At 63.3% G+C, this 11,312-nt stretch carries 13 protein-coding genes; 6 read left to right on the forward strand and 7 right to left on the reverse strand.

The annotated features are described in order from the left end of the window. The first annotated feature begins 158 nt into the window (after positions 1-158). Positions 159-1,418, forward strand: coding sequence for an allantoate amidohydrolase (locus AC0L20_RS37555; RefSeq protein WP_473295335.1), 1,260 nt, complete (start codon positions 159-161; stop codon positions 1,416-1,418). Positions 1,419-1,515: 97 nt separating this feature from the next. Beyond that, positions 1,516-2,889, forward strand: a complete 1,374-nt coding sequence (locus AC0L20_RS37560) for a hypothetical protein (RefSeq protein WP_473295336.1) — start codon at positions 1,516-1,518, stop codon at positions 2,887-2,889. 6 nt (positions 2,890-2,895) lie between these two features. Here AC0L20_RS37560 and AC0L20_RS37565 read toward each other — a convergent pair whose 3' ends face one another. Both AC0L20_RS37565 and AC0L20_RS37570 read right to left on the reverse strand, forming a co-directional pair. After that, on the reverse strand, positions 2,896-4,215 hold the full coding sequence (locus tag AC0L20_RS37565; RefSeq protein WP_473295337.1) for a dicarboxylate/amino acid:cation symporter: 1,320 nt from the start codon (positions 4,213-4,215) through the stop codon (positions 2,896-2,898). A gap of 214 nt (positions 4,216-4,429) precedes the next feature. Next, positions 4,430-4,651 (reverse strand): hypothetical protein, encoded by a 222-nt coding sequence (locus tag AC0L20_RS37570; RefSeq protein ID WP_473295338.1) that lies wholly within the window; start codon positions 4,649-4,651, stop codon positions 4,430-4,432. A 350-nt stretch (positions 4,652-5,001) separates the two neighbouring features. Between AC0L20_RS37570 and AC0L20_RS37575 the strand changes: the two genes are divergently transcribed. Further along, complete coding sequence (locus tag AC0L20_RS37575) at positions 5,002-5,184, forward strand: hypothetical protein (RefSeq protein WP_377791734.1); 183 nt, start codon at positions 5,002-5,004, stop codon at positions 5,182-5,184. 19 nt (positions 5,185-5,203) lie between these two features. On the opposite strand, the gene AC0L20_RS37580 is transcribed toward AC0L20_RS37575, so the two are convergent. The 3 genes from AC0L20_RS37580 to AC0L20_RS37590 form a co-directional block, all read right to left on the reverse strand. Then, on the reverse strand, positions 5,204-6,580 hold the full coding sequence (locus AC0L20_RS37580) for a vWA domain-containing protein (protein WP_473295339.1): 1,377 nt from the start codon (positions 6,578-6,580) through the stop codon (positions 5,204-5,206). Positions 6,581-6,585: 5 nt separating this feature from the next. Further along, the gene (locus AC0L20_RS37585; RefSeq protein ID WP_211398233.1) at positions 6,586-7,533 is read right to left on the reverse strand and encodes an AAA family ATPase; all 948 of its coding nucleotides are present in this window, start codon (positions 7,531-7,533) and stop codon (positions 6,586-6,588) included. Positions 7,534-7,681: 148 nt separating this feature from the next. Further along, a complete protein-coding gene (locus AC0L20_RS37590; RefSeq protein ID WP_247356466.1) occupies positions 7,682-7,882 on the reverse strand; it encodes a hypothetical protein in 201 nt (66 codons plus the stop codon). A 224-nt stretch (positions 7,883-8,106) separates the two neighbouring features. Between AC0L20_RS37590 and AC0L20_RS37595 the strand changes: the two genes are divergently transcribed. Continuing rightward, positions 8,107-9,081, forward strand: a complete 975-nt coding sequence (locus tag AC0L20_RS37595) for a quinone oxidoreductase family protein (protein ID WP_247402853.1) — start codon at positions 8,107-8,109, stop codon at positions 9,079-9,081. Positions 9,082-9,121: 40 nt separating this feature from the next. On the opposite strand, the gene AC0L20_RS37600 is transcribed toward AC0L20_RS37595, so the two are convergent. Together AC0L20_RS37600 and AC0L20_RS37605 are read right to left on the reverse strand one after the other, a co-directional pair. Beyond that, positions 9,122-9,397: a hypothetical protein gene (locus AC0L20_RS37600; protein WP_456768894.1), complete on the reverse strand. Its 276-nt coding sequence runs from the start codon at positions 9,395-9,397 to the stop codon at positions 9,122-9,124. Positions 9,398-9,493: 96 nt separating this feature from the next. Next, a complete protein-coding gene (locus tag AC0L20_RS37605) occupies positions 9,494-10,102 on the reverse strand; it encodes a S24 family peptidase (RefSeq protein WP_007612810.1) in 609 nt (202 codons plus the stop codon). Between the two features lie 166 nt (positions 10,103-10,268). On the opposite strand from AC0L20_RS37605, the gene AC0L20_RS37610 reads away from it, so the two are divergent. Further along, positions 10,269-10,796, forward strand: coding sequence for a GcrA family cell cycle regulator (locus AC0L20_RS37610; RefSeq protein ID WP_473295340.1), 528 nt, complete (start codon positions 10,269-10,271; stop codon positions 10,794-10,796). Between the two features lie 46 nt (positions 10,797-10,842). Then, positions 10,843-11,312 (forward strand): hypothetical protein (locus AC0L20_RS37615; RefSeq protein WP_473295341.1); only part of this gene is annotated, 470 nt, incomplete at its 3' end.

Consider the following 11,312-nt stretch of genomic DNA (forward strand, 5'->3'; position numbering starts at 1 on the left):
CATGACGAGGGCCGGGTGGTCTGCCGGCGACCGCATTCATGCTAACCACGCGCTGATTGGAACGGTGTCGGCCGCGTGATTTCGCTGGCACCGAACTTGAATCGATTGCCGCCAGGACCGCCGTCGCCGCGGTCCCAAGAGATGGAAAGCTCGCCGAGATGGCTGCTGGTAACGCCGTTCACAATGGTTCGCTCGGCGAAGAGATCGTGCGAGGGATCAACGAGCTCGCGGCGATCTCGGAAGAAGGCGACAAGCTCACCCGCATCTATCTGACCAGCGAGCTGCGCAAGGCGGCGGACCTCATCCTGAGCTGGATGCGCGACGCCGGCATGAGTGCGCGTCTCGACGCGATCGGCAATGTCTGCGGGCGCTACGAAGGTGAGCGGCCGGGCGCGCCTTGCCTGATGCTCGGCTCGCACTACGACACCGTCCGCGATGCCGGCAAATGGGACGGGCCACTGGGCGTGATCACGGCGATCGCCTGCATCGCCGATCTCAACCGCCGCGGCAAGCGACTGCCGTTCGCGATCGAAATCGTCGGTTTTGCGGATGAGGAAGGGGTGCGCTTTGCCTCGACCCTGCTCGGCAGCCGCGCGGTAGCCGGCACTTTTGACGAAAGCGTCCTCAACACACGCGACCGCGATGGCGTCGCCATGCGCGATGCGCTGGTGCAGTTCGGGCTCGATCCCGATCATATCGGCGCGGCCGCTCGGGCCCGGCGCGAGCTGCTTGCCTATCTCGAGCTGCACATCGAGCAAGGGCCGGTGCTGGAAGCACAAAACCTGCCCGTCGGGGTGGTCACCGCGATCGCGGGCGCGACACGGCTTGCCGCGCGGCTGACCGGCATGGCGGGGCACGCGGGCACGGTGCCGATGGCGCTCCGGCGCGATGCGTTGGCGGGCGCGGCCGAATGCATCGGCGCGATCGAGCAGTTTTGCCGCACCGACGAAGGCGGGCTGGTCGGCACCGTCGGCTACATCCAGGCGAGGCCCGGCGCGACCAACGTCATTCCGGGCGAGGTGTCGTTCACCATCGACATGCGGGCGCCGACCGACATGCACCGCAAGCGCGCGGTCGCCGATGCCGTCAGGCAAATCGAAGCCATCGCAAAGCGGCGTCAATTGACGCTTCAGCTCGACGTCACCCACGAGAACCGCACCGCGCCTTGTGCGCCCTGGCTCAAGGAGCAGATCGCGCACGCGATCAAAGCCGAAGGTTTTTCCGTGTTCGAGCTGCCGAGCGGGGCCGGGCATGACGGCATGGCCATGATCGACATTGCCGATGTCGGGATGATCTTCGTCCGCTGCCGCGGCGGCATCAGCCATCACCCGGACGAGCATGTCGAGCTCGCCGATGCCGACGCCGGCGCGCGGGTGTTGCTGCGCGTGATCGAGAACTTTCGGCCGCGGGAAGGCTAAACTGAGCCCGCAAGTCACGGGATAGAGACACGAATCAGACAGGTCTGGAGCCGCGACGGCCTCCCGCCGAACCACGAGACACCATTCGACGGCGCCTATGAACAGCGGCATCTCTTCTCCATCCCATCGCGCAAACCGGTTTTACCAAGGCCTGACGGCGACCTTCGTTGCCAACGCGCTTCAGGCGGTGAACTTTCTCGGTGATCGATTCCTGAGGAAGTCGCATCATCCGTTCACGGCCATCGAGGACCTTTACCGGCACTCGTTGGACAGTGCCTTTGCGGTATCTGAGTCCTTTCTCGTTACGGGCGCGCCGCACGCTTCTGCGTACTATCCGCGCGACTTTGCCTGGTTCTATCCCGACATCCTCGATCCCGACACCATCATGGATTCTCAGGATGCGGTGCGCCGGGCTCGTCTGCTCGAAAAGAGCGTCCGCCTGCTGCTGGAAGCGGTTCGCGCCAACGTCGTCACGACGACCATCGTCCCGGCTGGGCGCGCCCGGTATCTCGGCGTGAACTATTTCTCGCGCCCCTCGGATACGCTGCTCGGCATTCTGGCCGGCCTCCAGCAGATGATCTCTGCCGAGGAAAGAGCGTCATCCCATCTGGCGATGTCGCAATGCGCGCATGCCGGCCGCCTGCTGCTGGCCGAATATTACGGTGATCTGAAGCGCGCGATCCTCCAGCTCGCAAGCGAGCTCGCGCCGTTCAATGATGACGGCTCCACGTATTTGCTGTGCGACGCCAGTGCTCCGCGCTCCGCCGCAACCGACACGCGCGCCGAGCGCAGGCGTTTCGTCACCAATGCCTGCGTCTACACGACGTTCGCGTGGGGCGTGCAGCTCGGAATCGTCGACGAGAACGAGCTGAAGCGGCGGCTCGAGCGCGACCTGGCGCAGTACAAGAGGGACCTGCTCCACCTGTTCGGCAAGGGCGGTTATATCAGGCATTCTCTTGATGGCCCCACGGGCTCGCCGGTGTCCTCGGTCGCGCTGGATTTCGTCAGTGTGCATCGCGGCTTCTGGGATATGAGCAAGGAAAGCGAGCGCGCGCTGTTCGCGGCAACTGCGAATCTGATCGTCGCGGAGCCGCGCTTTCGCATCCCCGGCACATTCCACTTCCTGGTGTCCGCGGATAATCCGCGGAACAAGATGATCCACAAGATCGCGGCTCCCGCCTACCAGGGACGGTCCTCCTGGCCGACGTTCAACGTCGAGTTCGCGGATCGCATGCTGGACTATGACGACTTCTCGGGGAGCAATACTTACCGTTCCTGCGCCCAGGGAATTCTGAAGGACATTCGCACCGCGACCGAAGTCCACGGCGGGTATCAGGAACTGATCTCGGAGCAGGGCCTGAAATATCGCACCTGGGCCTACAAGGGCGCCGTGGCCCACTCCTGGTTTCCGCGTTTCCTCTCCGTCTGGAGGAGGGCGTATGGTACGCCGCTCCTCCGTTGGAATGACTGACCCGCGCTACCCCGCCGTTACGTCCACGAGCTCGCCGCCGTCGAGGACCTTGGCCGCCTTGGCGCGGTCGAGGTCGCCTTCCCACGCGGCCACCACCACGGTGGCAACGCAGTTGCCGGTGAGGTTGCCGACCGCGCGAGCCATGCCGATGAACCAGTCGACCGACAAGACCAGCACGAGGCCGATCGCAGGGATGCTGGGCACCGCGTTCAGCGTCGCCGCCAAAATCACGATCGCGGAGCCCGGTACGCCATGCGCGCCCTTCGAGGTGATCAGGGAGACGCCGAGCACGAGCAGGAGGTCGCCGAACGACAGCGGCGTGTTGGTCGCCTGTGCGATGAAGACGACCGCGAGCGTGAGATAGATCGAGAAGGCGTCGAGGTTGAAGGAATATCCGGTCGGGATCACCAGGCCGACCACGGAATCCTTCACGCCCATCCGCTCCAGCTTCTTCATGATCTGCGGCAGCACGGCGTCGGACGAGGCGGTCGCGAGCACGATGGTCAACTCTTCGCGCAGGTAGGCGAGGAATTTGAGGATGTTGATGCCGGCGAGCGCCATGACGCCGCCGAGCACGCCCAGCACGAAGATGCCGACCGAGACGTAGAACAGCGCCACCAGTGAGACGAGCTGCTTGAGCGAGCCGACGCCGTATTTGCCGACGGTGTAGGCGACTGCGCCGAGCACGCCAAGTGGAGCGACGCGGACGATAAGCCCCATGACGCGGAACAGCACGGTCGAGGCGGCATCGATCATCGACGTGACGAGCTTGCCCTTCTCGCCGCCGACCAGTGCGAGGCCTACGCCGAACAGCACGGCGAAGAACAGCACCTGGAGCACGTCGTTGCGCGACAAGGCGTCGAACGAGGTGCTCGGGATCACGTTGAGGAGGAAGGAGCCGATGCCGCCGCCCTGAAGCTTGTGGGCGTTGTCTGCATAGGTGTTGAGCGCCTTGGCGTCCAGCGTCGAAGGGTCGATGTTCATGCCATGGCCGGGGCCGAAAGTGTAGGCCAGGATGAGACCGACCACGAGCGCGACTGTGGTCATCACCTCGAAATAGACCAGCGCCTTGACGCCGACCCGTCCGACCTTCTTGAGGTCGCCCGCACCGGCAATGCCGTGCACGACGACGCAGAACACGATCGGCGCCACGATCATCGAAATCAGCTTCAGGAAGGCGTCGCTGAGAATCTTGAGCGAGATGGCAAAATCCGGCGTGGCCACGCCGAGAATGATTCCGAGGATCAGCGCGGCCAGGACCTGGACGAACAGCGATGTGTAGAGCGGCTTTGGCTCGGCGGCCGGGGCCGCGGCAATGGTCGACATGGTGACTCCCCCGTTTTGACGCGTCTTGGACGTCGAAAGGAGCAACTAGCGTGCCAGATTGTCGCGGTTTTCGCTGAGGAGGAGGTCTATTCGGTCGCTTTTGCGGTACGACCGGGCGTCCGAATCGGCGCCGGGACACCGTTCGAGGTGCCGTCGGTCACGTGGGCAGGTGATTTTGCGGTCGTATTGTCACGTTCCGCATGCGGGGGCCGCGTCACGCCGCGAGATCCAGCAGGCGACACGATCCGCGTACCAGCGCCTTGCGTCCATTCGGCGTCATGACCGGCACGCCGTCGCAGACGACGACAAGACCGAGCTTGACGAGGCTCTCGATGAGATAGGCCTTGGAAAGGCGACCGTTCGACACCGGGTTGCGAAGCGCCTTCAGAACCTCCCATTGGTCTGGCGAAAGATCGAAGTCGATGTCGTTGCTCATGTTGCCTCAAGCCGTAGTGCCGTTCGTGCGCCTCTGTTAGAGGCGCTGCATGAAGACCGTGCGACGACAATGAGTCGGGAATTCGGTGAGGTGTTTAGAACTTCTCTTCACAAATTGCTGCACGCCATTGCGCCACAAGAGTTAAGACCGCTCGACCGCGAGGACCGTCCGGAGCCTCGATCACATATTGATGATGTGGGCTTGATGTTGGTCCGCGAACGACGCACTGCACGGGCAGCGCTGCTGTCCCATTCTGCGTCGCAATATGCACAGAAATCATGAGACGAAGGGTTCGGGATTCTGTTACGCTGATTCACGGGGAATGGCTTCACACGGCAGGAGTGGAGTGCATGAACAGACTGGTCGAAATTCGTAGTCAGGAATCCCTGTGCCGGGAGCGCGCCGCGCTTGATTTCCAGCGCCGGGTTTTCTGGCTTGCGCAAGCTCAGGAATGGGAGCAGCGCGCGCTTGACGAGATCGCCTATCATTTCCGGGAGTGCAATGTGGCTCAGACGGAGCTGGGGCGAAACTGACGCCGGCTGTGGGTAAGGCCTACTGATAAGTCGCCACAATATCGGACACCGCGCGCTCGAGCTGCTGCGCGGTGGCGCACGGGCGCACCACGCTGCAGAAGGTCGCATAGCGCGGCATCTCGGAATCGCCAAAGCCCCAGGCGAGACGTCCTTCGGGATTGAGCCACACCAGTCGCTTCGAGCGCTCAGAGATGCGGCGCAGGATGTCGGCGCGCGGATCGAGATTGTTGCTGCGGGCATCGCCCAGCACGATCACCGTGGTCTGCGGCGTCAGCGTGCTCATAAACTCCTTGTCGAAATCGGCCAGCGAAGAGCCGTAGTCGGAGGAGCCGAAGCCGACCTTGGACATGATCTCGGCCATCGCCTCTTCCGGCGGTTTCTTCTCGAGGATATCGCTGACTTCGATCAGATGCGAGGAGAAGGCGAAGGAATGGACGTCGTCGACCACCTCATGCAGCGAGTGGATCAGGAGCAGGAAGAAATCCGAGACCTGTGCGACCGACCCCGAGACGTCGCAGAGTGCCACGATCTTCGGCCGGTCGCGATGCTTGCGCTTCCAGGCCGTGAGAAAGGGGATGCCGCCCCAGGCGGCATTGCGGCGCAGCGTGCGGCGGACGTCGAGATGACCGCGCCGCTGGCGCTTGCGTGGCTTCGAATAGCGCTCGCGCAGGCGCCGCGCGATCTGGCGGATGAGAGCGCGCATTTCCGCGACATGGCGCCGCTCGATGCGGGCAAGCGGCGCGTTGCGCAGAATCTCGTTGCGGAGGTTTTCAGCCTCCTCGCGGGCATAGAGCGCAAGCCCCTGCGCGACAGTGTCGCGAACTGCTTCGCGCAAGCCATCGAGCGCGGCGCGAAGCCGCTCGGCCAGTGCCGGATTGGTCGCGGTCAGCTCGTCGAGATCGTCGCGTAGCCGCTGGAGCCCCATGGCGTCGAGGATGCGGCTGGAGAAGATGCCGCGCTGGGTGGAGTAGCGGATGTCGGACAGGGAGGCCGCACCCGAGGCGCTGGCGATCGCGGCGGTGATCGCATTGCGATCCTGCGACAGCAGCATCTGCGCGAGGGGGCCCAATTCCGCGGGGGGCGAACCGCCGCTCGCATCGCTGGCCTCGCCGGATGACGGAGATCGATCCGCGTCCTCCGAAACATCGTTGCTGTCGGCTTCAGGCTGTTCCTGCCGCGGCTCCGGCTGACTGAAGAACAGATCGAAGCAGTCACCGAGCGCGAGCTTTTCGTCCTGGGACTTGGCGAGCGTCAGAAGGAGTGCATCGCGCAGGATGGTCCGGTCGGAAACGCCGACCTGCGCGACCGCACGCATCGCATCGATGCTTTCGGCCGGCGAGACATGGACCCCGGCGCCCCGTGCCGCACGGAAGAAACGATGAATATTCTCGCGCATCGGCGTCAACCGAAGACGTTGGATCGTGCTGCCTTGGCAATGAAGGTCGTAATCTGAGGCTGAGCCGCCTCGATGTCGGCCTCGTATTTCAGAAGCACGTTGAGCGTGTCCTTGACGATCTCGGTGTCGAGCTCCGAGGCCTGCAAGAGCACCAGCACGCGGGCCCAATCGATGGTCTCGCTGACCGAAGGCAGCTTCTTCAGGTCGAGCGAGCGGATTTCGTGGATGAAGCCGACCATCTGCCGCCGCAGTGTCTGCGAAATGTTGGGGACGCGGCTCTCGACGATGCGCTCCTCGAGCCGCTGCTCGGGGAAGCCGATGTGCAGATGCAGGCAGCGCCGCTTCAGGGCATCGCCGAGATCGCGCTCGCTGTTGGAGGTGAGGATCACCGTTGGCGGCGTGATCGCGGAGACGGTGCCGAGCTCGGGGATCGTGACCTGGAAGTCGGAGAGAATCTCCAGCAGCAGCGATTCGAATTCCGCATCCGACTTGTCGATCTCGTCGATCAGGAGCACGCAGCCGCCCGGCTGCTCCAGCGCTTGCAGCAGCGGCCGCGGCTCGACGAACTCCTTGGAGAAGAACACGTCGCCGAAATCGTGGAGCTGATCAAGTGCAGCGTGCAGAGTCTGCGCGCCACCGAGGACTTCGCCGAGCTTGTCCTTGAGGATCTGCGTGTAGAGAAGCTGCTTGGCGTATTTCCACTCGTAGAGCGCCTTGGCCTCGTCGAGGCCTTCATAGCATTGCAGGCGGATCATCTTCAGGCCGCGCCAAGCCGCGATCGCCTTGGCAAGCTCGGTCTTGCCGACGCCCGCGGGGCCTTCGACCAGGATCGGCTTCTCGATCTGTTGGGACAAATAGACGGCGGTCGCGATCTGCCGGCTCGCGATGTAGCCTTGCGCGGCGAGGCCGCTCTCCACTGCCTCGATCGCTGTCGAGGGCTTCTGTTCAGCCACGAAAAGGCGCTCCCAAAGGTCTTGATTGAGGCTTGTTCTGCCTGCGTTCACGGCAAAGAACAAGCCTCGTTTGGGAGAGGCCAGACCCGCGCCGATGGGCGTTTTTTCCGCTCAACGCAAATAGTCGGGCGGCCAACCGGCCGCGCGATCAGTGCCGCAGCAACTCCGGCTTGCGGATCGTCTGTCTGACCTCGGCGCCGCAATCGGCGCATTCATAGACGAAGTCGATCTTGGCAAGACTCCAATGCGGCTCGACCTCGCGCACATACATTGGAAGGAACCCCGTGCAAGCAGGGCAAATCACAGGCGCGATCTCGATATCCTGATGATGCTGTACATAAGCTGGCATCTCGGCTCTCCTTCGCAGACGACCTCCAAACCCGCGCGAAGGCTACTGCCGGCTGGCGCAAGGCCGACATCAACTCTTTCGAACAGAGGCGGAACGGCGGAGGTTTGTCGTTCGCTGTGACATTCTTGTTACGTCTCTGTACTGTGACGGGCGGACCAAATACCTATTTCAAAAGTCCGATCCAGTGTTCGGACTTTGACCTCAACGATAAGGGAGCAACGCCCATGACGCATGCCATTCGCTTTCACAAGACTGGTGGTCCGGAAGTGCTGGTCTGGGAGGAGGTCAGTGTCGGCAAGCCCGGACCTGGCGAGGCCCGAATCCGCCATACCGCCGTCGGTCTCAACTTCGTCGACATCTACAACCGTTCGGGCCTTTACCCGGTGCAACTGCCGAGCGGGCTTGGCAGCGAGGCCGCTGGTGTCGTCGAGGAGGTCGGGCCCGGTGTCACCGATCTGAAGCCGGGCGATCGCGTCGCCTACGGCGCCTCGCCGCTCGGCGCCTATTCCGAGGCGCGGCTGATCCCGGCCGACCGACTGCTGAAGCTGCCGGACGGTGTCGACGACAAGACCGCGGCGGCGATGATGCTGAAGGGGCTCACCACGCAATATCTGATCCGGCAGACCTATCGCGTGAAGGCCGGCGACACCATCCTGCTCCATGCGGCCGCCGGTGGCGTCGGCCTGATTCTCTCTCAATGGGCCAAGCATCTCGGCGCGACCGTGATCGGCACCGTCAGCAATGACGAAAAGGCCAAGCTCGCCAAGGCGCATGGCTGCGACCATGTCATCATCTATAGCCGCGAGGATTTCGTGAAGCGCGTGGATGAGATCACTGGCGGCAAGAAGGTGCCGGTGGTCTATGATTCCGTCGGTAAGGATACGTTCCTGAAGTCGCTTGACTGCCTCGCGCCGCTCGGCGTCGCCGCGCTGTTCGGTGCGTCGTCCGGCGCCGTCGAGCCGCTCAATCTCGGTTTGCTCGCGCAGAAGGGCTCGCTCTACGTCACCCGGCCGACGTTGTTCACCTACGCCGCCAAGCGTGAAAGCCTGGTCGCGATGGCAGGTGAGCTGTTCGACGTCGTCAAGTCCGGCGCGGTCAAGATCGAGGTGCACCAGACCTATCCGCTGAAGGACGCCGCCAAGGCGCATGCCGATCTCGCCGCGCGCAAGACCACGGGATCGACCGTCCTCACGGTGTGATCTCCGACCGGGCTGTGGCGCAAGCCGCTCGGGCCTTGCGTCACGTCGGCTCGTGCTTACGCAGATCGTGGGCGTGATCGAGGCGGATAGCCTGGAGGTCGACTTCTTCGGGCCGGATCTCCGGGAGGGTGGCCTCGGCGAGGATGGCCTCGGTAATGTCCTCGACCGAGCTCTCCGCGATCTCGTGGATGAACGAGATGTTCCGATATTCACCTGAGGCAACGCGGGAAATGACCTCGCGCCTGGTGATTTCAGGGTCGACGACCGCCTCGCGGCCGCGGCGCCCATAATCGATCATCACGACGAAATACTGCATGAAACGATCCTGCCGTGCCTCATGTCGGGCACGGCAGAGTATTTCCGAAAAACGGAATCAAGTCAAGGTGAATTTCGTAAAAACGGAAATTCCGGCCTACTTGCTCCTCTTGCGAGGGCGCGCCGACTTGGCGCGCAGCCGTTCCAGCTGCCCCTTGGGCATGGACAGGCAGATCTCGCCGACCCACTCCAGTTTCACACCGACGATCTGTTTGGCATTGAAGCTGCTGAGATTGACGACGGAGGGGGATTTGCCCCGCTCGATGGTCTTCAGATAGCGCTCGCCGGTCTTGAGCCGGACCACGGCCTCCTCGCCGTAGAAGCTCGACAGAGGATGGCGCTGGTCCTTGTAGACCACGATGACGTCGCCGCTCTCGTATTTGGGCAGCATCGAATCGCCCACGATCTCGAATGCGATGGTCTCCTCCATGATCGGAAAGGGCAGCGCGATGTCGCCGAGGCCTTCCGGGGGAACCTGCTCATAATCCGGCTCGATCACGGCACCGGCGCCGACGCGGCCCATGATCGGCGCGAGATTGAGCTCGAGATATTCCATGATCGGAATGATTTCCGAAGCCTTCACCAGGCGTTCACCGCCGAGGATCTCCGAGACCGCGCCGGGGCGTACGCCCATGGCAGCCGCCAGGCCGCCCTTGCTCTTGCCTGTCTTTTCCAGGCCCCGTTCGATCATTGCAGCGTCCAACATGGTGATTCCCTCGATTGTCCATCGTTCCGCCTCTTGTAATCCGAAATTCGGAATTGATGCAATTATGAATATCAGAATTATCGCTTGACTCTGACTTCGGAATACCGGAATGTACGCTTCGCCTCGCGATCGAGCGATCGGAGGAGGCGCATCACAGGACAGCAGCATGGAACCGGGCCATTGGCCGTCGGAGCACTCCGACGCGCTTCGCGACTATTTTCTCAAGGGAATGTCTTATGCGGAGATCGGAAGACAGATTAACGCAAGGTTTGGAACGGCTTACACGCGCAACGCGGTGGTCGGCCGCGCCAAGCGGCTCGGGCTGGTCGTGCAGGTGCGGACGGCGAGCCCGTCGATCGTCCCGGTGTTGCCGTCTGGGGCCTGTCTTGTCCTGCCGCACCGCCCTACGGTGCTGACCCTGCCGCCGAAATCCGCGATGAAGCCTGCCGCGCCGGTCAAGTTGCGCTGCGTCGGCGTCCAGCCGCGCCTGGTCCCGTTGGTCGAACTCGCTGGCGAGGACTGTCGCTATCCCTATGGCGGCGACAAGGACGGGGAGGAGATCACCTTCTGCGGCCATCCGCGTGAGCCGGGCTCGAGCTATTGCACGCCGCATGCGCGTCTGACGCGCCGCGCCGGAGCTGGATCCACCCGCATCGCCGGCGCCGTCGTGCTGAGGCTGGTCTCTGCCGCCTGACCTGACGACCGCCCATTCAATCGTCAATTTAGCAAGGAGTATCCGAGTGGCACGTGTCCGACGCAACAGGTCCTACAAACTGGCGAATGTCTACGATCGACGCTCGCGCGAGATACCGTTCAATGCGAAGGTCGCGGAAGTCGAGGTGGACAATCCGCTGGCGCTCGACCCCGGCGAGAAGATCATGGCCGTGCGGTCGATCCGCAGCGATCCGCTGGGCCGGCTGCACGCGCACCATCAGATCGACGAGGCGCAGTATCGCGGCGGGCGCGCCTTCCAGAACGATTGGGAGAGGGCCGAGCGTGGCCCTCAGGCGATGGACCCGACCCGCGAATATGTCGATGGCGCGCGCACGCGCGAGCCGGTTACCGAGAGCCAACGTCAGGCGGTGCTGCGGCTGAACCGGATCGAGCGCGAACTCGGCACCGACGGTGCCGCGCTAGGGTCTGTACTCAATAGGGATTCCCTTCGAAATTGGATTGTGATTCAAGCGTCTCAGTTGAAGGGAGGCTTGAA

This window comes from Bradyrhizobium sp. Kon58 (genome assembly GCF_055807455.1).

Coding starts and splice junctions, on each gene's coding strand:
- AC0L20_RS37555 (WP_473295335.1), top strand. CDS start 159: ATGGCTGCTGGTAACGCCGTTCACAATGGTTCGCTCGGCGAAGAGATC.
- AC0L20_RS37560 (WP_473295336.1), top strand. CDS start 1,516: ATGAACAGCGGCATCTCTTCTCCATCCCATCGCGCAAACCGGTTTTAC.
- AC0L20_RS37565 (WP_473295337.1), bottom strand. CDS start 4,215: ATGTCGACCATTGCCGCGGCCCCGGCCGCCGAGCCAAAGCCGCTCTAC.
- AC0L20_RS37570 (WP_473295338.1), bottom strand. CDS start 4,651: ATGAGCAACGACATCGACTTCGATCTTTCGCCAGACCAATGGGAGGTT.
- AC0L20_RS37575 (WP_377791734.1), top strand. CDS start 5,002: ATGAACAGACTGGTCGAAATTCGTAGTCAGGAATCCCTGTGCCGGGAG.
- AC0L20_RS37580 (WP_473295339.1), bottom strand. CDS start 6,580: ATGCGCGAGAATATTCATCGTTTCTTCCGTGCGGCACGGGGCGCCGGG.
- AC0L20_RS37590 (WP_247356466.1), bottom strand. CDS start 7,882: ATGCCAGCTTATGTACAGCATCATCAGGATATCGAGATCGCGCCTGTG.
- AC0L20_RS37595 (WP_247402853.1), top strand. CDS start 8,107: ATGACGCATGCCATTCGCTTTCACAAGACTGGTGGTCCGGAAGTGCTG.
- AC0L20_RS37600 (WP_456768894.1), bottom strand. CDS start 9,397: ATGCAGTATTTCGTCGTGATGATCGATTATGGGCGCCGCGGCCGCGAG.
- AC0L20_RS37605 (WP_007612810.1), bottom strand. CDS start 10,102: ATGTTGGACGCTGCAATGATCGAACGGGGCCTGGAAAAGACAGGCAAG.
- AC0L20_RS37610 (WP_473295340.1), top strand. CDS start 10,269: ATGGAACCGGGCCATTGGCCGTCGGAGCACTCCGACGCGCTTCGCGAC.